The sequence below is a fragment of the Streptomyces sp. NPDC101118 genome, assembly GCF_044759445.1.
In the GTDB taxonomy this organism is placed as follows: domain Bacteria; phylum Actinomycetota; class Actinomycetes; order Streptomycetales; family Streptomycetaceae; genus Streptomyces.
The window spans coordinates 79,490-103,495 of record NZ_JBIVZG010000022.1; the positions used below are offsets into that span (position 1 = coordinate 79,490).

Annotated in this window: 23 protein-coding genes; 12 read left to right on the forward strand and 11 right to left on the reverse strand. The window is 74.5% G+C overall.

Annotated elements, in window-relative coordinates:
* Nucleotides 1–62: 62 nt before the first annotated feature.
* The 5 genes from ACIQUQ_RS28885 to ACIQUQ_RS28905 all read right to left on the reverse strand — a co-directional run bounded on the left by ACIQUQ_RS28885 (nucleotide 63) and on the right by ACIQUQ_RS28905 (nucleotide 5,607).
* On the reverse strand, nucleotides 63–1,127 hold the full coding sequence (locus ACIQUQ_RS28885; RefSeq protein ID WP_403981599.1) for a TIGR04222 domain-containing membrane protein: 1,065 nt from the start codon (nucleotides 1,125–1,127) through the stop codon (nucleotides 63–65).
* Complete coding sequence (locus tag ACIQUQ_RS28890; RefSeq protein ID WP_403981731.1) at nucleotides 1,124–2,644, reverse strand: DUF692 family multinuclear iron-containing protein; 1,521 nt, start codon at nucleotides 2,642–2,644, stop codon at nucleotides 1,124–1,126. The genes ACIQUQ_RS28885 and ACIQUQ_RS28890 overlap by 4 nt, the downstream gene beginning before the upstream one ends.
* 289 nt (nucleotides 2,645–2,933) lie before the next feature.
* The gene (locus ACIQUQ_RS28895; protein WP_403981602.1) at nucleotides 2,934–3,677 is read right to left on the reverse strand and encodes a peptidyl-tRNA hydrolase; all 744 of its coding nucleotides are present in this window, start codon (nucleotides 3,675–3,677) and stop codon (nucleotides 2,934–2,936) included.
* A gap of 62 nt (nucleotides 3,678–3,739) precedes the next feature.
* Nucleotides 3,740–4,699: a polysaccharide deacetylase family protein gene (locus ACIQUQ_RS28900; RefSeq protein ID WP_403981605.1), complete on the reverse strand. Its 960-nt coding sequence runs from the start codon at nucleotides 4,697–4,699 to the stop codon at nucleotides 3,740–3,742.
* Between the two features lie 17 nt (nucleotides 4,700–4,716).
* A complete protein-coding gene (locus ACIQUQ_RS28905) occupies nucleotides 4,717–5,607 on the reverse strand; it encodes a PPK2 family polyphosphate kinase (protein ID WP_403981733.1) in 891 nt (296 codons plus the stop codon).
* Nucleotides 5,608–5,959: 352 nt separating this feature from the next.
* Here ACIQUQ_RS28905 and ACIQUQ_RS28910 point away from each other — a divergent pair, with 352 nt between their 5' ends.
* Together ACIQUQ_RS28910 and ACIQUQ_RS28915 are read left to right on the forward strand one after the other, a co-directional pair.
* The gene (locus tag ACIQUQ_RS28910; RefSeq protein WP_403981736.1) at nucleotides 5,960–6,535 is read left to right on the forward strand and encodes a hypothetical protein; all 576 of its coding nucleotides are present in this window, start codon (nucleotides 5,960–5,962) and stop codon (nucleotides 6,533–6,535) included.
* Complete coding sequence (locus ACIQUQ_RS28915) at nucleotides 6,532–7,548, forward strand: nucleotidyl transferase AbiEii/AbiGii toxin family protein (protein ID WP_403981607.1); 1,017 nt, start codon at nucleotides 6,532–6,534, stop codon at nucleotides 7,546–7,548. Before ACIQUQ_RS28910 ends, ACIQUQ_RS28915 begins: the two co-directional genes overlap by 4 nt.
* Before the next feature lie 74 nt (nucleotides 7,549–7,622).
* Here ACIQUQ_RS28915 and ACIQUQ_RS28920 read toward each other — a convergent pair whose 3' ends face one another.
* The 3 genes from ACIQUQ_RS28920 to zapE form a co-directional block, all read right to left on the reverse strand.
* Nucleotides 7,623–9,068 carry an alkaline phosphatase PhoX gene (locus ACIQUQ_RS28920; RefSeq protein ID WP_403981610.1) on the reverse strand — a complete coding sequence of 482 codons (1,446 nt, stop codon included), beginning with the start codon at nucleotides 9,066–9,068 and terminating at the stop codon, nucleotides 7,623–7,625.
* Between the two features lie 199 nt (nucleotides 9,069–9,267).
* On the reverse strand, nucleotides 9,268–9,696 hold the full coding sequence (locus ACIQUQ_RS28925) for an OsmC family peroxiredoxin (protein WP_399952426.1): 429 nt from the start codon (nucleotides 9,694–9,696) through the stop codon (nucleotides 9,268–9,270).
* Between the two features lie 88 nt (nucleotides 9,697–9,784).
* Complete coding sequence (gene zapE / locus ACIQUQ_RS28930; RefSeq protein ID WP_403981614.1) at nucleotides 9,785–10,915, reverse strand: cell division protein ZapE; 1,131 nt, start codon at nucleotides 10,913–10,915, stop codon at nucleotides 9,785–9,787.
* Here zapE and ACIQUQ_RS28935 point away from each other — a divergent pair.
* The 4 genes from ACIQUQ_RS28935 to msrB all read left to right on the forward strand — a co-directional run bounded on the left by ACIQUQ_RS28935 (nucleotide 10,914) and on the right by msrB (nucleotide 14,282).
* On the forward strand, nucleotides 10,914–11,780 hold the full coding sequence (locus tag ACIQUQ_RS28935; protein WP_403981617.1) for a pyrimidine reductase family protein: 867 nt from the start codon (nucleotides 10,914–10,916) through the stop codon (nucleotides 11,778–11,780). The two genes, zapE and ACIQUQ_RS28935, sit on opposite strands and share 2 nt — an antisense overlap.
* Before the next feature lie 125 nt (nucleotides 11,781–11,905).
* Complete coding sequence (locus ACIQUQ_RS28940) at nucleotides 11,906–12,373, forward strand: indole-3-glycerol phosphate synthase (RefSeq protein ID WP_399952436.1); 468 nt, start codon at nucleotides 11,906–11,908, stop codon at nucleotides 12,371–12,373.
* Nucleotides 12,374–12,448: 75 nt separating this feature from the next.
* Nucleotides 12,449–13,855 (forward strand): UDP-N-acetylmuramate--L-alanine ligase, encoded by a 1,407-nt coding sequence (murC, locus tag ACIQUQ_RS28945; RefSeq protein WP_403981620.1) that lies wholly within the window; start codon nucleotides 12,449–12,451, stop codon nucleotides 13,853–13,855.
* A gap of 13 nt (nucleotides 13,856–13,868) precedes the next feature.
* Nucleotides 13,869–14,282: a peptide-methionine (R)-S-oxide reductase MsrB gene (gene msrB, locus ACIQUQ_RS28950; RefSeq protein WP_403981623.1), complete on the forward strand. Its 414-nt coding sequence runs from the start codon at nucleotides 13,869–13,871 to the stop codon at nucleotides 14,280–14,282.
* A 106-nt stretch (nucleotides 14,283–14,388) separates the two neighbouring features.
* On the opposite strand, the gene ACIQUQ_RS28955 is transcribed toward msrB, so the two are convergent.
* Together ACIQUQ_RS28955 and ACIQUQ_RS28960 are read right to left on the reverse strand one after the other, a co-directional pair.
* A complete protein-coding gene (locus ACIQUQ_RS28955) occupies nucleotides 14,389–15,195 on the reverse strand; it encodes a hypothetical protein (RefSeq protein WP_403981624.1) in 807 nt (268 codons plus the stop codon).
* Nucleotides 15,195–16,472 carry a VWA domain-containing protein gene (locus tag ACIQUQ_RS28960; protein ID WP_403981627.1) on the reverse strand — a complete coding sequence of 426 codons (1,278 nt, stop codon included), beginning with the start codon at nucleotides 16,470–16,472 and terminating at the stop codon, nucleotides 15,195–15,197. Before ACIQUQ_RS28960 ends, ACIQUQ_RS28955 begins: the two co-directional genes overlap by 1 nt.
* A 147-nt stretch (nucleotides 16,473–16,619) precedes the next feature.
* Here ACIQUQ_RS28960 and ACIQUQ_RS28965 point away from each other — a divergent pair, with 147 nt between their 5' ends.
* From ACIQUQ_RS28965 to ACIQUQ_RS28980, 4 genes are read left to right on the forward strand one after another with little or no spacing between them, the layout of a single operon-like run.
* The gene (locus ACIQUQ_RS28965) at nucleotides 16,620–17,615 is read left to right on the forward strand and encodes a branched-chain amino acid ABC transporter permease (protein WP_403981629.1); all 996 of its coding nucleotides are present in this window, start codon (nucleotides 16,620–16,622) and stop codon (nucleotides 17,613–17,615) included.
* A gap of 15 nt (nucleotides 17,616–17,630) precedes the next feature.
* On the forward strand, nucleotides 17,631–18,623 hold the full coding sequence (locus ACIQUQ_RS28970) for a branched-chain amino acid ABC transporter permease (RefSeq protein ID WP_403981632.1): 993 nt from the start codon (nucleotides 17,631–17,633) through the stop codon (nucleotides 18,621–18,623).
* The gene (locus ACIQUQ_RS28975; RefSeq protein ID WP_403981634.1) at nucleotides 18,613–19,506 is read left to right on the forward strand and encodes an ABC transporter ATP-binding protein; all 894 of its coding nucleotides are present in this window, start codon (nucleotides 18,613–18,615) and stop codon (nucleotides 19,504–19,506) included. Before ACIQUQ_RS28970 ends, ACIQUQ_RS28975 begins: the two co-directional genes overlap by 11 nt.
* Entirely contained in the window at nucleotides 19,503–20,243 is a 741-nt protein-coding gene (locus tag ACIQUQ_RS28980) for an ABC transporter ATP-binding protein (RefSeq protein ID WP_403981636.1), read from the forward strand. Before ACIQUQ_RS28975 ends, ACIQUQ_RS28980 begins: the two co-directional genes overlap by 4 nt.
* 66 nt (nucleotides 20,244–20,309) lie before the next feature.
* Here ACIQUQ_RS28980 and ACIQUQ_RS28985 read toward each other — a convergent pair whose 3' ends face one another.
* The gene (locus ACIQUQ_RS28985; RefSeq protein WP_403981640.1) at nucleotides 20,310–21,563 is read right to left on the reverse strand and encodes an ABC transporter substrate-binding protein; all 1,254 of its coding nucleotides are present in this window, start codon (nucleotides 21,561–21,563) and stop codon (nucleotides 20,310–20,312) included.
* 201 nt (nucleotides 21,564–21,764) lie between these two features.
* Here ACIQUQ_RS28985 and ACIQUQ_RS28990 point away from each other — a divergent pair, with 201 nt between their 5' ends.
* Together ACIQUQ_RS28990 and ACIQUQ_RS28995 are read left to right on the forward strand one after the other, a co-directional pair.
* The gene (locus ACIQUQ_RS28990) at nucleotides 21,765–22,334 is read left to right on the forward strand and encodes a LemA family protein (RefSeq protein WP_403981643.1); all 570 of its coding nucleotides are present in this window, start codon (nucleotides 21,765–21,767) and stop codon (nucleotides 22,332–22,334) included.
* Entirely contained in the window at nucleotides 22,331–23,902 is a 1,572-nt protein-coding gene (locus ACIQUQ_RS28995) for a DUF2207 family protein (RefSeq protein ID WP_403981645.1), read from the forward strand. Before ACIQUQ_RS28990 ends, ACIQUQ_RS28995 begins: the two co-directional genes overlap by 4 nt.
* Nucleotides 23,903–24,006: the final 104 nt, after the last annotated feature.

Below are 24,006 nucleotides of genomic sequence, written 5' to 3' on the forward strand. Positions count from 1 at the left end.
GCCCCCGTCCCCGGTCGCGCGGTCCGGACCGAAGGTGTGAGCCGCTCGTGACGGACCTGTGATCAGGAACTGCTGCTTCCGCAGCTCGAACCGGAAGAACTGCCGCAACTCGAGCTGGACGACGAGCAGCTGGACCCGGACGACCCGCAACTGGAGCCGGACGAACCGCAACTGGACCCGGACGACCCGCAGCCGGACCCCGAGGACCCGCAACTCGACCCGGACGCCCCGCAGGAGGTGCCCCAGCCGCCGCCCGCGTCGCCCGTGGAGCACCAGACCATCACGGCCTCCGTGCCGGAACCGCAGGAGGACGGGTGCGGGTGCCGGGAGCCGCCGCCGGCCCGCCCCCGCCGGCCGCCCCGCGCGACGGCGCCCAGGGGCTGGAGCAGCTGGGCGCGCAGCAGCGGGTCGGGCAGCCGCCGGGGCCCGTTCAGCGCCACCAGCACCTGCGGGTCGGTGGCCGAGACGTTGGCCACGGTGAAGGCCCGTAGGGCCGCCGCACCCGCGACGGTGATCCTCGGCGCCGCCTTCACCCGCAGGAACGCGCCCGCCACGAAGCCGAGGAACAGGGCGGGGGCGGCCAGCACGAAGAACGGCACGTCGAACTCGTACACGTACGGGTCGGTCGTGGACGCCCACTGGGCCACCGTCACGAAGAAGGCCACCGGCATCATGAACAGGCACACCAGCGTGTGGGCGAGCGCCCAGCGCTTGAGCGCCTCGCCCTCGCCCGGCGCGGACAGCAGCCCCCGCGCGGCGAGGGCGTCGCCGGTCTCCTGCACGGCGGGGTCGCGTACGGCCGTCAGCCGCAGCCACTGCAACGCCCCGCTCGGCGCCGCCTGGTGGGCGGCCAGGACGGCCCGCTCCACCGGGTCGGCGGCGCGGGCCCCCGAGCGGACCTGGACGATGCCGGGACCGCCGATCATCATGCGGCCGTCGTAGCAGAGCCCGACGAGCGCGGTGTCGACGACCCGGCGGGGCCCGCCCGCCAGGAACGCGACCTCGGTGAGGTCGTGCAGCACGGCCGGGGTGGCGCCGGCGCTGCCGCGGCGGCGCCGGACCGCGACGGCCAGCACGGTGGTGGAGCCGATCACGGCGGCCCAGACGAGGACGGCGAGGACGTTCACGAGACTCCCCTCCCCGCCGGACGCCGGGGCGCGAGGCGGTGGACGATGCGGGTGAGGCGGCCGGGCGGCTTCGCCCCGGTGCGGTCGTGCCACCACCGGGTCAGCTCCCGCCGGGCCCGGTCGTCTGCCGGGGTGCCGGCGGCGAGCAGGTGCTCGGCGAAGTCGAGCGCGTCGCGGCGGTAGCCGCCGGCCATCGGGCGCGTCCTGGCGTAGCCGAGGAACGCCCTGCGGTACGGGACCTCCCCGAGGATCCGGGGGAGTTCGGGGGCCACCCTGGCGACCACCCCGGCCCGCTTGCCGGCCAGCGCACGCGCCTGGACGCGCATCCGGGCCGCGTCGAATCCCTCGGGCACCGGGGTGCCGGCCACCAGCGCGGACAGCACGGCGGTCTGCGCCACCGCGAGCCGCTGCCGGGCGGGCCCGGCGCCGGTGTCCTCCGGCGGGGCGGCGGTGTCCCCGCCGGTCTCCGCCTCCGGCAGGGCGGCGGCGTCCTCGGGCACGGCACCGGCGGGGTGCCGGGCCGGCTCCCGCGGGGGGCCCGCCGCGGGCCGGGCCGGCGCCGTGCGGTCCGCCGGGGCGGTGCCCTCCGGGTGCCGGGCCGGCGCCGTGCCCGCCGGGCGCGTCGGGCCGGCCACGCGCTCCGTGCCCTCCGCCGGGAGCCCCGTACCGGAGCGGCCGGCCAGGGACAGGGCGCGCGGGCGGGACAGCACACCGCGGATCGCGGCCACCTCGGACACCAGCTCGGCCTCCGGCGGGAAGTCGTCGTCCCGCTCCAGCAGCACGCCCGGCGGGTCCACCCGCTCCCGCAGCCGGCCCAGCAGCTCCAGCACCGCCTCCGGCACCGGGTGCGCGTGGGTGTCGTGCCACACCCCGTCCCGCTCGACGCCGCCCGCGACGTGCACGTACGCCAGCGCCTCCAGCGGCAGCGCGTCCAGCACCGCCAGGGGGTCCTCGCCGCGGTTGACGTGGTTGGTGTGCAGGTTGGCGACGTCGACCAGCAGCCGCACCCCCGTGCGCGCGACCAGCTCCGCCAGGAACTGCCCTTCCGTCAGCTCGTCCTCCGGCCACGAGAACAGGGCCGCGATGTTCTCCAGCGCCAGCGGCACCGGCAGCGCGTCCTGCGCGATCCGGACGTTCTCGCAGAGCACGTCCAGCGCGTCCCGGGTGCGCGGGACGGGCAGCAGGTGCCCCGCCTCCAGCCGCGGGGAGGCCGTGAGGGCGCCCCCGGCCCGGACGAACGCGATGTGCTCGGTCACCAGCGGGGCGCCCAGCGCCTCCGCCCGTGCGGCCAGGTCGGCCAGCTTCCCGGCGTCGGGCCGTTCCGCGCCGCCCAGGCCGAGAGACACCCCGTGCGGCACGGTCACGATCCCGCGCTCCCGCAGCCGTACCAGCGGCTCCGGCAGGTGGCCGGGGCAGATGTTCTCGGCGACGACCTCGACCCAGTCCAGTTCCGGCAGCCGCTCGATCGCGTCTGCGATCTCCGGCCGCCAGCCGATGCCCGCCCCCAGGCGTGTCATGGGCTTCATGTCCCCCTCCTTCGTCACCGTGGTCCGTGACGCTGTCATGGCCCCGATGGTGCGGCACCAATCCAGGGACGGGGACGTTCAGAGGAACATTTGAGGTTCCTTACTTCGCGCTTATCCGCGCGGTGCGTGCCGAGGCTGTCGCACGGGCGTCCCGCCGGCCCCCGCAGGGGCGTCCCGGGGACCCTCTCACGGGCGCCCCGCAGGCCGTCGCACGGGTGCCCGGCCGGCCGGCGTACGGGGGTGCCCGGCCAGCCGTCGTACGGGCGTCCGGCAGACCGTCCTACGGGCGTCCCGCGCCCGGCAGCGCGGGGTGCTCGGCCACCACCGTGCAGGAGCCGGGCGCGATCTCCGTGAACCCGGCGTCCCTGACCACGGGCAGTCCGGACCCCGTCAGCGCGGCCCAGCGCTCCTCGGGCGCGGTCCGCACCGCCAGCGGGAACCCGGCCTCCCGCCAGGCCCGGCGCTCCGCGCCGCCCAGCGCCCACCAGGCCAGCTGCGCGCCGTGCCCGGCCTGGGCCATCGCCTTGCCCGCGGACATGTCGAGGTCCGGGTTGAGCCACAGCACCGGGGTGCCCGGCGCGGGCACGGCGGGCGGGGCCGGGTCGTCCAGGTCCGTGCCGGACACCTGGAGCTTGACCAGCTCCTTCGGCCAGCCGTCCAGCGGCACCGGCGGGAACACCCTCACCTGTGACACGTCACCGTGCACGGTGATGCCGGGCAGGGCCTCGGCCTTGCGCCACTCCGCGCCGCGCGCCCGTCGCACGACCTTGCGGATCCGCGCGTCCTGCCAGTCCCGCACCGCCCGGGCCCACTCGCCCTCGCCGTGCGCCCGCTCGTCGGTCAGCAGCACCAGCACCGCGCGGGCCGCCGTCTCCAGCGCGTCGGTGCGGGCCGGCGGCTCGGCCTTCTCGATGCGGACCACCAGCGGCAGGACGAACTGGGGCGCCTCGTCCCGGGCGGAGGCGGGGCGGAAGGGGCTGTCGGCGCCGACCGCCGGGGGCTGGGTGGTGTGCTGGCTGCTCATCCCACCCAGTCTGCCAGGCCGTGCCGCGGGGCCCTGCCGGCCGTCCCGTCGCCCCGGGCGGGCTACCTGCCGACCAGGTCCGAGACCTTGACGAAGCGGTAGCCGCGGGCGCGCAGCTCCGGCACGATCCGCCGGATCGCGGCCTCGGTGACCGGCGCCGCGCTGCGGGTGCAGTGCATGACCACCACCGAGCCCGGCCGCACGCCGTCGACGACCTGCTCGGCGACCGCCACCGGATCCTTGGCGAAGGCGTCGCCGCTGACCACGTCCCACTGCACGGCCGTGACGCCGGCGACGGACAGGGCGCGGAGCGCGTCGTCGTCGTAGCAGCCGCCGGGGAAGCGGAAGTACGGGACGGTGTTGCGGGCGCCGGCCCTGCGGAAGGCCTCGAAGGCGCGGTCCACGTCGGCGCGGGCGGCGGCCGTGTCGAGGGCGGGCAGCCCGTAGCACGGCTCCTTGAAGGCGTAGTGGCTGTACGAGTGGTTCGCGATCTCGAAGAGCGGGTCCGTGCCGATCGACCTGGCCTGGTCCGGGTACTCCTCCGCCCACCGGCCGGTCATGAAGACCGTCGAGGGCACCTTGAGGCGGCGCAGGGCCGCGATCAGCGGCGGGTTGTCGAAGCGCTCGCCGCCGCGGGCGCGCGGGCCCTGGTCGGCCGTCATGTCGGCGTCGAAGGTGAGGGCCACGACCTTGTCGGCGGTGTTCACGGCCCGGGCGAAGACCGGGGTCAGGCCGCCTGGTCCCGGGGCGAGGGTCGGTGCCTTGCCGGGGGCGGGAGCCGCGGGGGCCTGGGCCGGGTGCGAACCCGCCGGCCGGGGCGCCCCGGAGGCACCGGCCGAGGGGCGCCCGGGCGAGGGCTGCGCGGGGGCGGCGGCGGACGGGGCCGCGGCGGCGGCCCGGCCGGCCGAGGGGGCGCCGGTACCCGGGGCTCCGGTGCCGGAGGAACCGGTGCCGCCCCCGCATCCCGCGAGGGCGGCACTGAGAGCGGCGACGGCCGCTACTTTTCGTACAGAAAAGGTCACGCAGGCAAAATATATGACTATGTGGCAAGCAGGCGCCTGCGGCACTCCTCGACGTCGAAGTCGCCCGGGGGATACTCCGGGTGCAGCTCCTCCAGATGCTCCAGCAGCAGCGAGCTGATCGCCCAGTTGCGGTACCACTTGCGGTCCGCCGGTACGAGGTACCAGGGCGCCGCATCCGTCCCGCACCGCTCCAGCGCCAGCTCGTACGCCTTCCGGTACGCCGGCCACAGGGCGCGCTCGTCGATGTCGCCCGCGTTGAACTTCCAGTGCTTCTCGGGGTTGTCGAGGCGCTCCAGGAGCCGGGCGCGCTGCTCCTCGTACCCGATGTGCAGGAACACCTTGACGACGGTGACCCCGTCCTCGGCGAGGGTCTCCTCGAAGTGGTTGATCTGGTCGTACCGGCGCTCCAGCCGGGAGCGCGGCACCAGCTTGCGGACGCGGCCGATGAGCACGTCCTCGTAGTGGGACCGGTCGAAGATGCCGATCTCGCCGGGCGCGGGCAGGGCCCGGGCGATCCGCCACAGGAAGGGGTGGCCGCGCTCCTCCTCGGTCGGCGCCTTGAAGGCCTTGATGCGACAGCCGGAGGGGTTGAACTGGCCGATCACGTGCTTGACCGTGCCGCCCTTGCCGGAGGTGTCCATGCCCTGGAGGACCAGCAGCAGGCGGCGCCGGTCGCCCGCGGTGCTCGCCGCGTACAGCCGCTCCTGCAGTCCGGCCAGCCGCTCGCCGAGCAGGGCGGTGGCGGCGTTCCCGGCGGCCTTGCCGGCGGGCCCGACGGGCATGCCCGCCGGATCGAAGGCGGCCAGCTCCACCGGTTTCCCGGGCCGCAGCCGCAACGCCTCCCGCACGCCCCCGGCCTTTTCGCTGCCTCCGGCCTGCCTGCCGCCCCCGGCCCGCCCGGCGCCCATACCGCCCTTACCGCCCTTACCGCCCCCGGGGCCCTTCCCGCCCCCGGCACCCTTCCCCGCCACGCCCCGCTTCCCGACCGCGTCCTTCTTGCCCACGGCGCACCCCTTCCCGCCACTCCCGTACGGTCCTCCCGATCCGTACGATCCTCCGCCCCGCCGCCCGGAACCGCGAGTCGGCCACGGCAGCGGCCCCGGCGTGATCCGAAGGACAGGGCCTGGGGGCGTCTTGCCGATCATGCCGGGCTCGCTCCGGTCTCCCCGGCCGGGTGAGCCCGCGGACCGTTTCCGCCCCGGCCGGAAACCGGGGTGAGGCGCTCGCGCACCGCGTGCCAGACTCGCCCGGGTGTACGAGATCCACGAGACGCATGTGACGGTCCGCTGCGGGACCGAGGGGGAGCGGGCCCGGCTCGGCGGGTGGGCGGCGGAGCGGGGGCTGAAGGTCACCACCATCGTCCTCGCCCGGGGCCGCATGCCCGTCCAGCCGATGCTGACGCTGCCGGACCGCACGAGCCATCCGGCGGTCGTGGCCGCGCTGCGGGCCGACGGGTTCGAGCCGGTGCGGGTCAAGGTCGAGACGGTGCCGTGGAGCGAGGAGCCCGCGGGCCGGGGCGGCGGCTACTACGAGCACCACCTCAAGCTGGCGCTGCCCGCCCGGTACGACCGTGCCGCGCTCGAAGCGCTCGTCATCCCGCACGGCGCCCATGTCTCGTGGAACGCCCGCCGGGCGCTGCCGGGTCCGGACGGGTGGCACGAGCGCTTCGTGACCCAGCGGCATCCCGGCCCGGCCGACGCGGCGGGCCGGGCGTGCGGCGCGCTGGTCGCGGAGCTGGCCGCCGCCGGGCACGAAGTGGTGGCGCAGGAGCGGGAGTTCGTGCTGTCCGACAGCGATCTGTCGGTGGACGAGGGATGGCTGGAGGAGATCATATGAGCGAGAAGCCGTGGGTGCCGTCGATCCCGGACGCGCCGGACAGCCGTACGGAGCCCCGCTCCGACTACGTGCACCGCAAGAACGACCTGCCGCACACCCTGACCGCAGGCATCGGCGACGCCGCCGCCCGGCACCGGGTCTTCGACCCGGCTCTCAAGCACTTCGACGAGGCGTACCGGCCCGGCGACGGTGTGGTCGAGGACCCCGCGCTGCGGGCGCGCTGGCAGCAGGCCCGCCGGTCGGCGCTCGACCTCGTGCTCGCGGCTGTCGCCGGATCGCCGTGGGCGGACTCCCTCGTGCTGCGCGGCAGCATGCTGATGTCGGCCTGGTTCGGGCCGGCCGCCCGAGCGCCCAAGGACATCGACTTCGTCGTCGTCCCCGACACCTGGCGCATCGAGGAGCCGCGCACCCGCGCCCTGCTCGACGGCATCGCCGAGGCGGCGGAGCGGCTGGCCGAGGAGCGCGGCACGGGCCTGTCGATCTCGGCGGCCGGTGCCGTGTCCGAGTACATCTGGACGTACGAGCGGGTGCCCGGCCACCGGCTGGTCCTCCCGTGGACCGCCCCGGGCCTCCCGGGCGGTCAGGTCCAGCTCGACTTCGTCTTTCAGGAAAGCCTGCCGACTCCGCCCCGGCCCGCCGAGGTCGCGGGCGTCCGCGTTCTGGCGGCGGACCGTGAACTGTCCCTGGCCTGGAAGCTCATGTGGCTGAGCTGCGACATGTACCCCCAGGCCAAGGACCTCTACGACGCCGTCCTGCTCGCCGAGGCCGAGGAGTGCGCGATGCCGCTCGGGCTCCTGGAGACGGTCCTGCGCGAGGCGGACGAGTGGCCGGGCCACCCGAACGAGCCGCTGAACCTCGGGATGTTCGAGAACGTCCTCCGCCAGGTCGACTGGACCGGCTTCGAGGACCACCGTCCGGACACGGAATCCTCCCGGGACGCCCTCGGCGCCCGCCTGCTGGCGGCGCTACGCCCGCTCTTCGAAGCCGCCCCCAGGGCGTGCCTCCCCTTCTGACGCCGCGCGGGCGGTCCGCCCGTGGGGCCGCCGGCCCACTCGTCCGGCTCGACACATGATCGACGAGACAGGGCCTACGCCCAGGGGCCGGTGACGGCGAAGGTGGTGCCCGGGGCGTAGCAGTTGACGTACATCGTGGTGCCGTCCGGGGAGAAGGTGACGCCCGAGAACTCGCCGTAGGCAGGCTGCGCGGCGGTGCCGGTGTTCTGGGCGTTGCGGGCCACCGGGAAGACGGTGCCGGCGGGGGTCAGGGCGTACACGTGCTGGGCGCCGTCGCCGTCCTCGCAGACCATGAGCCGGCCGCCCGGTGCCAGGCAGATGTTGTCCGGGGACTCGCCGGGCAGCGCGGTGTCCGCGGCCGGCCCGAAGACCACGACCAGCGTCAGGGAACGGTGCTCGGGGTCGTACCGCCACACCTGGCCGGAGTGGTCGGCCGCGGAGCCCTCGCGGCTGCGGGCGAAGCTGGAGACGAAGTGGACGTACCGGCCGGTGCGGTAGCAGCCCTCCAGCTTCTGCGCGTGGGTGATGCCGCGGGGCCCGAAGTCCTGGAGCCGGACCGGCGTCCGGCGGGCCCCCGGGTCGGGCACGGTCACCCACTCCACGCGGTCGAAGCGGGTGCCCGGCTCCGCGACGGCCGACAGGTCGGGCACGCCCGGCACGCGCAGGGCCTGGAGGAGCCCGCCGGCGCGCAGCGAGCCGGTGCCGCCGCCGGGGCGGTGGGGGAGGAAGCGGTAGAAGAGGCCGAAGGGCCGCTCGAAGGCGTCCTCCGTCTCGTACACGATCCCGGTGCGCGGGTCGACGGCGACGGCCTCGTGCTGGAAGCGGCCGAGTGCGGTCAGCGGTACGGCGCCGGTGCGGTGCGGGTCGGCGGGGTCGACCTCGAAGACGAAGCCGTGGTCCTCCTCGTAGCCGTTGGTGCCGGCCCGGTCCTCGTTCTCCTCGCAGGTCAGCCACGTGCCCCAGGGGGTGGGGCCGCCCGAGCAGTTGTACGCGGTGCCGGCGATGCCCACCCGCTCGCCGGTCACGGCGCCGCCCGGGCCGAGGTCCAGCACCGTGCAGCCGCCCCGGCCGCCGCGGTCGTACACCAGACCGGGGACGTGCGGGACGGGGAACTCGGCGGTGGGCTTGTTCTCGTGGTTGCGCACCAGGCGCAGGCCGCCGCCCGGTGCGGCGAAGGCGCCCATGCCGTCGCAGTGCGAGGGCACCGGGCCCTCGCCGGAGCGCATCGGGGTGCCGGTGCGGGAGAGCACGGTGTAGCGGAAGCCGGCCGGGAGGTCGAGCAGGCCCCGCGGGTCGGGCACCAGCGGGCCGTAGCCGGTGTCCGTGCGGGCCGCGGTGCCCGCCGCCGGGTTCGTGTCCGTGTCCGTGCCCGTGCCCGTGCGCGTGGCCGGCTCGGTGCCGGAGCCCGCCGCGGTGCCGTCCGACGCCGCGCCCGGTGCGTTCCCGAGGAGTTCGGCCACGGCTCCGGCGAAGGCGATGGCCCCCGCCCCGGCGAGGATCTGGCGTCGGGTCGCTTCCACGGTGCAACTCCCGGCGGGTGGAGGGGAGGAATGACCCGAATGTGGTACCACGCGCACGGCGCGCGGCGGTTCATGCGGGTCACCCGTCCGGGAAGTCGCCCGGGAAGTGCGGCCGGTCGGACCAGTCGGCGACCGCCGGCCGCCGTCGGCGGCGGGCCGTCACCGACCGCCGGCCGCCGGCCGCCTCCGGGTCCGCCCGTCAGACCAGCTTGGCGTCGAGCGTGATCGTCGTACCCGTCAGCGCCTGGCTGACCGGGCAGTTCTTCTTGGCGTCCTCGGCCGCGGCGGCGAAGGCGTCCGCGTCGATGCCGGGCACCTCGCCCTCGACGGTCAGGTGGATGCCGGTGATGCCCTGGCCGGGCACGAAGGTGGCGGCCGCCTTCGTCGTCAGCTTCGTGGGCGGCGTACCGCCCTTGGCCAGGATGTTGGAGAAGGCCATGTTGTAGCAGGCGGAGTGCGCGGCGCTGAGGAGCTCCTCCGGGCTGGTCCGGCCGTTCGCCTCCTCGTCGGTGCGGGCGGGCCAGGAGACCGGGTAGGTGCCGAGGCCCGAGGAGTCGAGCGAGACTTCGCCCTTGCCCTTGAGCAGATCGCCTTCCCAGACGGCGTGTGCGTGACGCGTGGCGGCCATGGTGCTTGCATCCCTTCAGGCAGACAAGGCTGTACGGCCGGGGCCATTCGGTCCCGACCGGGCCAAACCTACTGGGATCGCGGCCGCTTTACGGGGAGACGAGCCCCTTCGCGTCGCGCGCCAGCGCGGTGAGCCGGGATATGGCCCGGAAGTACTTCTTGCGGTACCCGCCGGCCAGCATCTCCTCGCTGAACAGGCGGTCGAACGGCACGCCCGAGGCCAGCACGGGTATCTCGCGGTCGTAGAGCCGGTCCGCCAGCACCACCAGGCGCAGCGCGGTCGACTGGTCGGGCACCGGCTGCACGTCGGTGAGGCAGACCGCGGCTATGTCCTCGGTGAGCGCGCCGTACCGGCTGGGGTGCACCCGCGCGAGGTGCTCCAGCAGGTGCGGGAAGTCGTCCAGGCTGGCGCCCTCGGTCGCGTACGCCGCCTTGGCGACCTGCTCGTCGGAGTACGGGGCGGGCGCCTCCGGCAGACCGCGGTGGCGGTAGTCCTCGCCGTCGATGCGCAGCGGCCGGAAGTGGGCCGACAGCCCCTGGATCTCGCGCAGGAAGTCCGCGGAGGCGAACCGGCCCTCGCCCAGCTTGCCCGGCAGGGTGTTCGAGGTCGCGGCGAGCGCCACGCCCGCCTCGACCAGCTTGCCGAGCAGGGTGGAGACCAGCACCGTGTCGCCCGGGTCGTCGAGCTCGAACTCGTCGATGCAGAGGAGCCGGTGCTCGCTGAGCGTGCGCACGGTCTGCTGGAAGCCGAGCGCGCCGACCAGGTTCGTCAGCTCGACGAAGGTGCCGAAGGCCTTGTACTCCGGGGCGGCGGGGGTGGCGTGCCACAGGGAGGCCAGCAGGTGCGTCTTGCCGACGCCGTAGCCGCCGTCGAGGTAGACGCCGCGGGGGCCGGTGGGGGCGGCGGGCTTGCGGGCGAACCAGCGCCGCTTGCCGCCGCCGGAGGCGTGCGCCCCGCCCAGACCGGCGGCGAAGGCGTCGAGCACGGTGACGGCCTGCGCCTGGCTGGGCTGGTTCGGGTCCGGGTTGTACGTCGAGAAGCGCACGGAGTCGAACCGCGGCGGCGGCACCATCTCGGCGACCAGCCGCTCGGCGGGCACGTGCGGCTCGCGGGCGCAGAGTGACTGCGGGCCCGCCTCGGCTATCTGACTCCGCCCGGTCGCGGAGAGGGAGGTCGACACAGCACTCAACTCTACGGGGCGTGACACACTGCACCGCATGCGACGCCTGTTCCCTGTGACCGATCAGACAGCCGAGACCAGCGACCGGGAGTGGGGGCTCGACGAGCTGGCGGACGCCTACGCGTATCCCGTACTGGCGGGCGACGCCGCCGCGGGAGCCCCGGGCGCGGGGGCGGCCCCGGGCACGGCGCCGGAGGCGGGAACCCCGGGCACGGGCGCGGGGGCCCTTCCCGGTGCGCCCGCGCACTGGCTGCGGGCCAACATGGTCTCCAGCCTGGACGGCGCCGCCCAGCACGAGGGCCGCTCCCAGCCCATCTCCAGCGACACCGACATGCGGGTCTTCGGCATGCTGCGGGCCCTCGCCGACGTGGTGGTGGTCGGGGCGGAAACGGTTCGGCTGGAGGGGTACCGGCCCGCGCGCGCCCGGGAGGCCTTCGCCGCCCGCCGGGCCGCCGCCGGCCAGGGCCCGGCCCCGGCCATCGCCGTGATCAGCGCGAGCCTGGAGCTGGACTTCTCGCTCCCCCTGTTCACCTCGCCGCTGGTGCCCACCCTGGTGCTGACCGGGGCCGCGGCACCGGCCGACCGGGTGGCCGCGGCCCGCAAGGCGGGGGCCGAGGTGCTGTTCGCCGGGGACGGCGCGGGCGTGGACCCGGCCCGTGCGGTGGCCGTGCTGGCGGAGCGCGGGCTGCGGCGCCAGCTGACCGAGGGCGGGCCCCGGCTGCTGGGCCAGTTCGTGGCCGCCGGCGTGCTGGACGAGCTGTGCCTGACCGTGTCCCCGACGCTCACGGCGGGTGCCGCCCAGCGGATCGCGTCGGGCCCGTCCGTCGCCGTACCGCACCGCCTCGAACTCGCCGCCCTGCTGGAGGAGGCCGGGTTCCTTTTCACCCGCTACCGTCGGATCTGAGCGAGATCGGAATTTGTCGTTCCGCTTAGCTTCGGCTGGGCACACTTACCTGCGCAGCCCCGTGCCACAGCGGGGCAGGATGGTTTCCGCAGGGGCCGCCACGGCCCATGAAGGAGAGGGCGTCCGTGTTCACGAGCGTTTTGATGATCGAGAAGCCTCTGACACCCGTAGACGTGGACTTCGTCACCACCCTGCACGGAGACGACCCGGTCTCGTTCGTCGTGCTCATGCAGCCCCGGGGCGACCAGGACCGGCTGCTGCGCGCCATCGACGACGTCGCCCTCGGCGAGCTGCCGGAGGCCATCAAGGAGGGCGACGAGCCTGAGGGCGACCAGGCGCGGGGCCCGGCCGAGAAGGCCCTCGCCCACTCGCTCCAGGCCCTGCGGGACAAGGGCAGCGAGGCCGTCGGGCAGATCGTCGAGGACCATCCGCTGGACAAGCTGCAGTCCGTGGTCGAGGAGACCGGCGCCGACGAGGTGATCGTCCTGACCGCACCGCACTTCGTGGAGGAGTTCTTCCACCGCGACTGGGCCTCCCGGGCACGCCACAAGGTCGGCGTTCCGGTGCTCAAGCTCTTCGCCCACAACGAATAAGCTGGCGGGCGGCGCCCCGCGCCGACCCGTACCGCACCGCACCGCACGCACCGCACCGCACCTGGGAGATCCCGTATGACGCCGCCCGGCCTGCCGACCGCCATGGAACGGCCCCACTTCATCGGCATCGGCGGCGCCGGCATGTCCGGCATCGCGAAGATCCTCGCCCAGCGCGGCGCCACGGTGGCCGGCAGCGACGCCAAGGAGTCCGCGACCGCCGAGGCGCTGCGCGCCCTGGGCGCCACGGTCCACATCGGGCACGCCGCCGGCCACCTCGCTCCCGACGCCACCTGCGTCGTCGTCTCCAGCGCCATTCGCGCCGACAACCCGGAACTGGCCCGCGCCGCCGAGCTCGGCATCCCCGTGGTGCACCGCTCCGACGCGCTGGCCTCCCTGATGGACGGGCTGCGCGCGATCGCCGTCGCCGGTACGCACGGCAAGACCACGACCACCTCGATGCTGGCCGTCTCCCTCGGCGCGCTGGGCCTGGACCCCTCGTACGCCATCGGCGGCGACCTCGACGCGCCCGGCTCCAACGCCCAGCACGGCGAGGGCGACATCTTCGTGGCCGAGGCGGACGAGAGCGACCGCAGCTTCCACAAGTACGACCCGCACGTGGCGATCATCCTCAACGCCGAGCTGGACCACCACGCGAACTACGCCTCGATGGAGGAGATCTACGCCTCCTTCGAGACGTTCGTCGGCAAGGTCGTCCCCGGCGGCACCCTGGTCGTCTCCGCCGACCAGCCGGGCGCCGTCGAGATCGCCGGCCGGGTCTCCGGCACCAAGGGCCTGACCGTGGTCACGTACGGCGAGTCCGCGACGGCCGACGTGCAGATCACCGACATCACCCCCCGCGGTCTGACCAGCGAGGTCACCGTGGTCCTGGACGGCTGTCCGCTGACCTTCACGGTCTCCGTGCCCGGCCGCCACTACGCGCACAACGCCGTCGCCGCCCTCGCCGCGGGCATCGCCCTCGGCATCCCGGCCGACGGCCTGGCCTCGGCGCTCGGCAAGTACACCGGCGTCAAGCGCCGCCTCCAGCTCAAGGGCGAGGCCGCGGGCGTCCAGGTCATCGACTCGTACGCGCACCACCCCACCGAGATGGCCGCCGACCTGGAGGCCATCCGCGGCGCCGCCGGTGACTCCCGGATCCTGGTGGTCTTCCAGCCGCACCTCTTCTCCCGCACCCAGGAGCTGGGCAAGGAGATGGGCCAGGCCCTCGCCCTCGCCGACTCCTCCGTGGTCCTGGACATCTACCCGGCCCGCGAGGACCCGGTCCCGGGCGTCACCAGCGACCTGATCATCGACGCCGCGCGCGCCGCGGGCGCCGACGTGACCGCCCAGCACGACAAGAACGCCGTGCCGGAGGTCATCGCGGGAATGGCGAAGCCGGGCGACCTCGTTCTCACCATGGGTGCGGGCGATGTGACCGACCTGGGGCCGGCCATCCTGGACGGCCTGGCCCGCCTGGCGAACTGAGGGAGCGCACGTCATGCCGTACGAGGTGGAGAAGCCGGACGAGCAGTGGCAGGCCGAGCTCACCCCGTCCGAATACCAGGTGCTGCGGCTGGGCGGCACGGAACCGGCCTTCCGGGGTGAGTACACCGACACGAAGACGGCCGGCGTCTACGCCTGCCGGGCCTGCGGGGCGGAGCTCTTCCGCTCCACGGAGAAGTTCGAGTCCCACTGCGGCTGGCCGTCCTTCTTCGACCCGAAGGACTCCGACGCGGTCGAACTGCTGGCCGACACCTCGCACGGCATGATCCGCACGGAGGTCCGCTGCGCCCGCTGCGGCTCCCACCTGGGCCACGTCTTCGAGGGCGAGGGCTACCCGACCCCCACGGACCAGCGCTACTGCATCAACTCGATCTCCCTCCGGCTGAACCCGGAGTCCGACGGGTCCTGAGGCGCGGAAGACCCGCGACGGAACGCGGAAGACCCGCCACGGAACACCGACGCCCCCGGCCCGCCGCGAATGCGGCGGGCCGGGGGCGTTCGTCGTGCCGGTCGCCTCAGGCGGCCGGCGGGAGGTGCGACGGGCGGCCCGTGCCCCTGGTGAGGCGGTAGCCGAAGACGCCGGCCACGGCGGCCAGGACGCCGCCGGCCGCGGTCCAGAGCCAGCGGTCCGTCCACCAGCCCGAGGCCCAGCCGTCGTCCGGCTCGCCCGAGAAGAGCTTCGCCATCCGGTACTCCGCCCCGGTGCCCGCCGGCGGCTCCTTCGCGATGCCCGGCACCAGCGGCACCGCCAGCGTGCCGTCCACCGCTGCCGATCCGCCCGCCTCGGCGGCCGTCACCAGCACCTCGGTCTGCACCGGCACGCCGAGGTCCGCCTTCGTCGGAGCCACCGCGGTCAGCCGGACGTAGTACGTGCCCGGCAGCGGGTCGTTCGCCCACGGCTCCGCCCACGCCCGCACGGTACGCAGCGTGCAGGCCAGCTCCGTGTCGCCGGCCGCGGACTCCGTGGTGCGGGCGGCCGCCCCGTACACGCAGGACTGCCGGCGGCGCAGGCCGTCGTACACGTCCAGCTGCCAGCGCGAACCCGAGCCGCCCGAGACCCGGGCCTTGACCGTGGGCCGCTGCCCGGCGTCCGCCGCGAACGACCAGTACAGGTAGTCGCCGGCCGAGGCCTGGGCCGTGGCCCGCTGCCCCGCCCCGACCTCCACGGCGGTACGGAACGACGTGCCCGCCTCCGTCGGTCCGGCCTTCGTCCCCTCACTCGCGGACGGGGACGGCGTGCCGTCCGCCGCGGCCGCCGTCACCGGGCCGAGCACCAGCGCGGCCACCGTCGCCCCGGACGCCACCAGGCGTGTGATCCACATCAGTTGGTCCTCCAGACCGTCACGCGCCAGCGGGAGACCCAGCCCCACACGAGGCCGCCGAGGAACCCGAAGAGCACCAGCGTCACCAGCAGCCACCAGCCGCGGCCCAGCCCGAAGGCGGCCACGTCCGAGGCCTCGTCCGGACCGTCCACCACGTCCACCGTCAGCTCCACGGGCAGACCGGGCGTGGTCTTCACGCCGGGCGCCGCCGCGAAGGAGTTGCTCAGGCGCAGGCACACGGTCTCCGCGGCCGACGTCTCCCCGTCCTCGGCGCCTGCGGCCTCCGGGCGCGGGTAGCGCAGGCCGGTCGACAACACGTCCGTCCGGCCGTCACCCGTCTCCTGCCCGCGGACGATCTCCCGGCCGTGCACGGTCAGGGCCTTCAGCAGCACCCCGTAGTCGCGGGCCACGTCACGGTCCGCGCCGACGCTCACCGAGGCGCGCAGCTCCTGCCCGGGCCGCACCTCCACCCGGTACCAGCGGTGGGTGCCGAACTCCTCGCGGTCGGTGTAGATCCCCGAGGCCAGCACGGGCGCCTTCGCGCACTCCGCCGCGCCCTCCACGGCCACCGGCGTCACCTGCGGCTTCGCCGCCCGTTCCACCAACTGACCGACCCGGTCGGACAGTTCCTGCTTGTGCCGGACCGAGGTGTACGTACCGCCGGTCGCCTCCGCGATGCAGCTCAGCTGCGCCTGCGTCTTCGCGTCCGGCACCAGGCCGAGGGTGTCGATGGTGATGTGGATGCCACGGGCCGAGATGTCCCGGGCCACCTCGCACGGGTCCAGCGGCGCGCAGGTGTCCTCGCCGTCGCTGATCAGCACGATCCGGCGGGAACCCTCGCCGCCCTTCAGGTCGTCGGCCGCCTTCAGCAGCGCCGGGCCGATCGGGGTCCAGCCGGTGGGCGCCAGCGTCGCCACCGCCGTCTTGGCCTCCGTACGGTCCAACGGGCCCACCGCGTACAGCTGCTGGGTGTCCTTGCAGCCCTCCTGCCGGTCGTTGCCCCGGTACGTCGCGCCGAGCGTCCTGATGCCCAGCTCGACCTCCTGCGGGGTCGCGTCGAGCACCTCGTTGAACGCCTGCTTCGCCGCGGCCATGCGCGTGCCGCCGTCGATGTCCCGGGCGCGCATCGAGCCGCTCACGTCGAGCACCAGCTCCACCTTCGGAGCGGGGCCGTCGGGCGCGTCCGCGCGCGCCGTGCCTGGCTGAAGTCCCATGGTGAGGAAGGCGGCGAGCAGAGTGCTCAGCAGCGCCGCCGCCGACCGTTGCATTGTGATCACCGGCGGATCCTATTGATCACCCCGCGCTGCTCCAAACGGGCCACCTCAGCCCCCCTGCGCCCCAACCGCCCGATCCCCACGACTCGGCCTAAACTGATGGCACAGGGCCGGCCGTGCCCGCGCCGGTCCGAGACCCCCGGAAGCACCGTGCGCCACCAGCGGCTGTTCCCCCCGGCACTCGCCCTGACGCTCCTCGTTCCGGCCGCCGGGTCCGCGGCCGCGCAGGGCGAGGAGGTGCCGCACGGCCCCGGGTTCGCCGCGCGCGCCCTGCAAGCGCTGCTCGACGGCATCCAGTTCGGCGTCATCATCGCCATCTGCGCCGTCGGCCTCTCCCTGATCTTCGGCACCATCCACCTGATCAACTTCGCGCACGGCGAGTTCGTGACCATCGGCGCCACCGCGGCCTTCTTCCTGAACGCCTCCGCGGCCGGCCCCCACTGGCACCTGGTCCCCGCCACCCTCGCCGCCGTGGCCGTCGGCGTCCTCCTCGGCGCCGCCGTCGACCGGACGATCTGGCGGCCCCTGCGCGCCCGCGGCACCGGGCTGATCAACCTGTTCATCGTCACCATCGGGCTGTCCCTGTTCCTGCGCCACCTGGTGCTGCTCTTCTACGGCACCCGCCCCGGCTCCTACGCCCAGTACGACATCCAGGAGGCGTACGACCTGGGGCCCGTCGGCATCACCCCCCGCGACCTCACGGTCACCCTGCTCTCGGTGGCCGTGCTCCTCGGCGTCGCCGCCCTGCTCCAGAAGACCCGCATCGGCACCGCCATCCGCGCCGTCTCCGACAACCGCGACCTCGCCGAGGCCTCGGGCATCGACGTCAAGCGCGTCGTGAGCGTGGTGTGGATGCTTGGCGGCGGGCTCGCCGCCCTCGGCGGGGTCTTCTTCGGCCTGGTCGAGATCGTCACCTGGGACATGGGCTTCAAACTGCTGCTGCTGATGTTCGCGGGCATCATCCTCGGCGGCCTCGGCTCCGCCTTCGGCGCCATGGTCGGCAGCCTCGTCATCGGCGTCGTGGCCCAGGTGTCCACCCTGTGGTTCCCCGCGGACCTCCAGTACGCCTGGGCGCTGCTGACCCTGATCGTCGTCCTCCTCGTGCGGCCCCAGGGCATCCTCGGCCGCGCCGAACGCGTCGGATGAGGGGGTGGTGGCACCGTGGACTGGTCGGTCGTGATCTCCGACGCCATCCGCTCCGGCATCGGCCCCATCGCCGCCGTGTACGCGCTCGCCGCGATGGGCCTGAACCTGCACTTCGGCTACACCGGCCTGCTCAACTTCGGCCAGGTCGGCTTCATGCTGGTCGGCGGCTACGGCCTCGCCATCACCGTCGCCACCTGGGGCGGCCCGCTGTGGGCCGGCGTCCTCGTGGGCCTGGCCTCGGCCGTCGTCCTCGCCCTGCTGCTGGGCCTGCCCACCCTCCGGCTGCGCGCCGACTACCTGGCCATCACCACCATCGCCGCGGGGGAGACCCTCCGGCTGTTCTACCGGTCGAGCTGGGCCGAGCCGACCACCGGCGGCGTGTACGGGCTCCAGCGCTTCGCCGGCGACTTCTACGACCTCAGCCCCATCGCCCCGGGCAGCTACGGCATCGGCAGGGTGACCTTCAGCGCCCGCGACCTGTGGGTGCTGATCGTCGGCTGGGGTCTGGTGGCGGTCACCGGCCTGCTGATGGCCCTGCTCGTGCACAGCCCCTGGGGCAGGGTGATCCGGGGCGTCCGCGAGGACGAGACGGCCCTGCGCAGCCTCGGCAAGAACGTCTACGCGTACAAGATGACCAGCCTGGTGCTCGGCGGTGTGATAGGCGCCGTCGCCGGCATGCTCCAGGCCGTCCAGGTCCAGTCGGTGAGCCCGGACAGCTACGACCCGGCCGTGACGTTCTTCCTGTACACCCTGCTCGTGCTGGGCGGCGCCGGGCGGATCCTGGGGCCGGTGGTGGGCTCGGTGCTGTTCTGGTTCGTGCTGACCTTCCTCGACAGCGTGCTGCGGCAGGCCATCGACGCCGGGTACGTGTCCCCCGACGTGATCAGCACCTCCGAGATCGGCGCCGTCCGCTTCGCCCTCGTGGGCGTGGCCCTGATGCTGCTGGTCGCGTTCCGGCCCCAGGGCATCCTCGGCAGCCGGAAGGAGATGCTGATCGGTGAACGCTGACCTCTCCGCCGTCCGCGCCGAACCGGGCGTCGCCAAGCCGGACCCGCTGCTCGTCCTGGACGGGGTCACCCGCTCCTTCGGCGGGCTGACCGCCGTACGCGTCGACCACCTGGAGGTGCAGCGCGGCACCATCACCGCCCTGATCGGGCCGAACGGCGCCGGCAAGTCCACGCTCTTCAACGTGGTCAGCGGCTTCGACCGGGCCGACTCCGGCAGCTGGACCTTCGACGGGCGGCCCGTCCAGGGGCGCCGCGCCCACCAGGTGGCCCGGCTGGGCATGGTCCGCACCTTCCAGCTCACCCGCACCCTGGCCCGCCTCACCGTGCTGGAGAACGTGCTGCTCGCGGCCGGCGGCCAGCGCGGCGAACGGCTGCTGCCGGCGCTGCTGCCCCCGCTCTGGCGGCCGCAGGAGCGGGCCCGTACCCGGCGCGCCGACGAACTGCTGGAACGGTTCAGGCTCACCCGGCTCCGCGACGAGCTCGCCGGCACCCTCTCCGGCGGGCAGCGCAAGCTCCTGGAGATGGCCCGGGCACTGATGGCGGACCCGGTGCTGCTGCTGCTCGACGAGCCGATGGCCGGCGTCAACCCGGCGCTGACCCAGTCCCTGCTCGGGCACGTCACCCGGCTGCGGGACGAGGGGATGACCGTGTGCTTCGTCGAGCACGACATGGACGTGGTGATGGGCATCAGCGACTGGGTCGCGGTGATGGCCGACGGCCGCCTGGTGGCCGAAGGGCCCCCCGCCACCATCGGCCGCAACCCCGCCGTGGTGGACGCCTACCTCGGCCGCCGCCACGACGAACCGCCGGACCCGCGCGAGGGCCCCTCGCCCGGCTCCCCGGACGACGTACCCCCCGGCCCCCCGGAAGGAGACCGGCCATGACCACCAACGGCCCCCCGCCGGTGCTGGCCGCCGACGGCGTGACGGCCGGCTACCTGCCCGGCGTCGACGTGCTGCGCGGCTGCAGCGTCGAGGTGCGCGACGGCGAGCTGGTCGGGGTGATCGGCCCCAACGGCGCCGGCAAGTCCACCCTGGCCAAGACCGTCTTCGGCCTGCTGCGCGTGCGCGCCGGGACGGTACGGCTGCACGGCGAGGACGTCACCAACCGGCCGGCCCACGAGATGGTCCGGCGCGGCGTGGGCTACGTACCCCAGCTCCAGAACGTCTTCCCCGCCCTCACGGTCGAGGAGAACCTCCGGATGGGCGTCTACCTGCGCCCCGCCGCGTTCGCCGAGCGGGCCGAGGCCGTCGAGGAGATCTTCCCCGTACTGGCGGCCCGCCGGGGCCAGAAGGCCGGCGCCATGTCGGGCGGCGAGCGGCAGATGCTCGCGATGGCCCGCGCCCTCATGACGGAGCCCGGCGTGCTGCTCCTCGACGAGCCCTCGGCCGGCCTCTCGCCGCTCTACCAGGACCAGGTCTTCGAGCGCGTCAAGGAGATCAACCACGCGGGCGTCGCCGTCCTGATGGTCGAGCAGAACGCCCGCCGCTGCCTGCAGATCTGCGACCGCGGGTACGTGCTCGACCAGGGCCGCAACGCCTACACCGGCGGGGGCCTGGAGCTGCTGCACGACGAGAAGGTCATCGAGCTGTACCTGGGCACGCTGGCCCGCGTCCGGTGACGGGCCGGCCGGCCCGTCACTCGCGCCCGGCCCCCGCCCCTCACTCCGGTCCCTCACTCGCGCCCCTCACTCACCCCCGCCGCTCTCCTCGGTGCGCAGGGTCTGCAGCGTGCCCTGCGGGGTGTAGGAGTAGACCTCGATGGTGGCGATGCCCGGCTCACCGGCGTCGGTGAAGTCCAGCGGGCCGCTCACGCCGTCGTAGTCGATGTCCTTGCCGTCCGCCAGCAGCTTCTTGCAGGCCGCGAACGAGTCGCACTTCTCGCCGTCACGGGTGACGTTCACCATCTCCTTGGCGAAGTTCCCCGGGTCGTCCGACTTGGCCTTCTCCGCGGCCAGCGCGATGGTCGTCACGCAGTCGAAGGTCTGCGGCGCGAACTGCAGCACCTTCAGGTCCGGCGCGAACGCCTTCAGGTCCTTCACGTACTGCTCGTTGGCCGCCGACGCGGGTGCGGTGCCCTTCATGCCGGCCAGTGCGCCCGGATCGGACGGGGAGACCAGCTTGGGCAGCTCCTCGCTGCGCAGGCCGTCGGTCCCGTACACGCCCTTCTCGGACGGGCCGAGGCCCGCCTCGATCAGGCCCTGGAGGATCTGGGTGCCCTCCTCGAAGGAGATCACCACGACGGCGTCCGGCGAGGAGTTCTTCACCTTCTGGACGACCTGGTCGAAGTTGGTGGCCTTGGGGTCGTACGTCTCGGCCAGCGCGATCTCCGTGCCGCCGTCCTTCAGCGCGTCCTGGGTGGACTTCAGCAGGCCGCGCCCGTAGTCGTCGGCCCGGGCGACCAGCGCCACCCGCTCGTGGCCGTCGCCCTGGATCACCTCGGCGAGCACCGGGCCCTGGAGGGCGTCGCTGGGCGCCGTGCGGAAGTAGTAGCCGCCGTCGTCGTAGTCGGTGAAGGTGGGCGCGGTGTTCGAACCGGAGCACTGGACCACGCCGGACCCGGTCACCCGGTCGATGAAGGACAGGGACATGCCGGAGGCGGCAGCGCCGATGACGGCGTCCACGCCCGCGGCCAGCACCCGGTCCGCCGACTGGGTCGCGACGGCCTCCTGGCCGGCCTCGTCGCCCGACACCACCGGCGGGATCGGCTTGCCGAGCACACCGCCCGCGTCGTTGATCGTCTTGATCGCGAAGTTCGTGGACTCGATCATCGGCGGGCCGAGGAAGGACAACTGCCCGGTCTCGGGCAGGACGTAGCCGAGCTTGAGCACCCCGTCCTCGTCCTTCGCCGGGGCCGCGGAACCGGTGCCCGCCGTCGCCGCGGTGAGCAGCAGCGCCGCCGCACCCGTGAAGATCGCGGACCGCCGTGCAGACGCTCTCATGACCGCCTCCTCTCAGCGGAGGCAGACCAGGGGGGCTGCCGACGGGGGCCGGCAGACGGGTCCCGCGCGCCTGCCCTCAGTTCCCAGGGTAGGTCGAATATGTCTTCGACGGGTGGGGGCGCGGCGCCCTACGATGCGCGATGGCCTGCGGTCACGCGGGCCGGACCTGATGAGCATCACAAGAGTTGGGCAAGGTGGGGGATGGGCACCACAGGTGTCGTCGGCGTGATCGGGGCGGTAGTCGTCCTCGGTGCGCTGGTGTGGCTGGTCATGACGTACAACCGGCTGGTCGCGCTGCGGAACCAGACGGGCGCCTCGTGGGCGCAGATCGACGTACAGCTCAAGCGCCGTCACGATCTGATCCCGAACCTGGTCGCGACCGTCACGCGGTACGCCGAGCACGAGCGCGGCACCCTGGAGGCGGTGACCGCCGCCCGCGGCGCCGCCACCGCCGGCGGCCTGGACACCGCCGCCCGGGCGCAGGCGGAGAACCTGCTGACCGCGAAGCTGGGCGGGCTGCTCGCCATCGCCGAGGCCTACCCGGAGCTCGCCGCCAGCGACTCCTTCCTCAAGCTCCAGCGCGAACTCACCGGCACCGAAGACAAGATCGCGTACGCGCGGCAGTTCTACAACAGCGCCGTGCAGAGCTACAACACCGCCCAGGAGAGCTTCCCCGGCAACCTCGTCGCCGGCCTCGGCGGGCACCGCCGCGGCGAGTTCTTCGAGGCCGAGGAGGGCGCCCGCGAGGCCGTTCAGGTGCGCTTCCGATGACCTGGGCCCAGCAGCTCGTCTGGGCGGCCAGCGCCGCCCTGGCGCTCTGGCTCGTGGGCTTCGCCCTCGCGCTGGTCGCCACCCGCAACGGCGCGCCCCGCACCGGGCCCGCCACCCAGGAGTTCGGCGACGCCCCCGAGCCGCCGGCCGTCGTCAGCCTGCTCGCCAACCACTGGCGCTCCGTCGACCACGCCGCCGAGGCCACCCTGCTCGACCTGGCCCACCGGGGCCTGGTCGAACTGCGGCAGAACGGCGACCGGGCCGCGCACACCACCGTGCACGTCCCCGGAGCCGGGGGTACGGGCGTGGCGGGCGCGGCGGAGGACCTCCGCCCGTACGAGCGCCGGGTGCTCGCCCGCGTCGCCGAGCGGGCCGGCACCGCCGGCGCGCCGCTCGGCGCCGTCACCTTCCGGGGCCGCGAGCGCGCCGCCGCCTGGAACCGCGGCCTGCGGCAGGAGATCGTCGCCGAGGCACGGCGCCTCGGGCTGTCCCGGCCCCGGTTCGGCCCGGGCCTGAACGCCGCCCTGATGGCGGGCACCCTGGTGCCCACCGCCCTCTACGCCGTGGCCGTGCTGAGCACCGGCCGGCTGCTGCCCGCGATCACCGTGGCCTCCCTGGTCATCGGCCCCCTGACGTGGCTGGTCGCCAAGGCCACCGGCGAGCGCGCCACCGAGGCCGGCCTCGACCGGGCCGGGCACTGGGCCGGCGTACGCGCCTGGCTGCACGCGCACGAGGACTTCGCGAAGCTGCCGCCCGCCGCCGTGGCCGTGTGGGACCGCTACCTGTCGTACGGGGCCGCCCTCGGCGTCACCACCCGGATCAACCAGCTCCTCGACTTCGGCACCGGCAGCCGCCGCCGGGTCTGGTCCGCGTACGGCGGCACCTGGCGGGAGGTCCGCATCCGCTACCCGCGGCTGCTGCCGGGCTTCGGCGCCGCGCCCGCGCGGCTGCTCCAGCTCGCCGCGGCGGCCGCGACCGTGGCCGTGGGCCTCTGGCTGTTCGCCACGCTGCGCGAGCCCGCCTGGGCGGTCACCACCGGCCCGGACGCCGAGCACTCGCTGCGCCGGCCGGGGCTGCTGCTGAGCGCCGGCTGGGTGCTGATCGCGCTCCTCGCGGTCCTGGTCGCGGGCAAGTTCCGCAAGTGGACCCCGCTGGCCGCCTTCCTCGCGCTGATGCCGGGCAACTTCGCCAGCCTGCGCGGCTGGGGCGCCGACGCCTTCGACCGGCCGGGCCTGCTGCCGGGCGAGACCGCGGTCGTCGCGGCCTTCGGGGCGCTGACCCTCTGGTACGCCGTCCAGCTCGCCCTGGGCCGGATCGCACCGCGCACGCTCACCGGCGAGGTGCTGCGGGTCGAGACCCGGCGCGACGGGCGGGCCCCGCTCCTGCTCGCCCTCGACGAGGGCACGGCGGACCGCACGGTGGCCTGGGCCCTGGACGGGCCCGCGCCCACCTACTACTCCACCGGCTCGGAGGTCCGCCTCACCGTGGAGCGCGGCACCCGCCGCATCCGCACGGTGCAGGTGCTGGACGTCGGCTCGGAACACCGGCTGGAGCCCGCGGGGGCCTGAACGGGCGCGGGCGGCGGGCGGGGCGCGGCCGGCGGTGCCGGCGGTGCCGGCCGCGTCCGCCGCCGTCTGCCGCCCGCCGTACGACTGTCTGCGTACGACCGTGC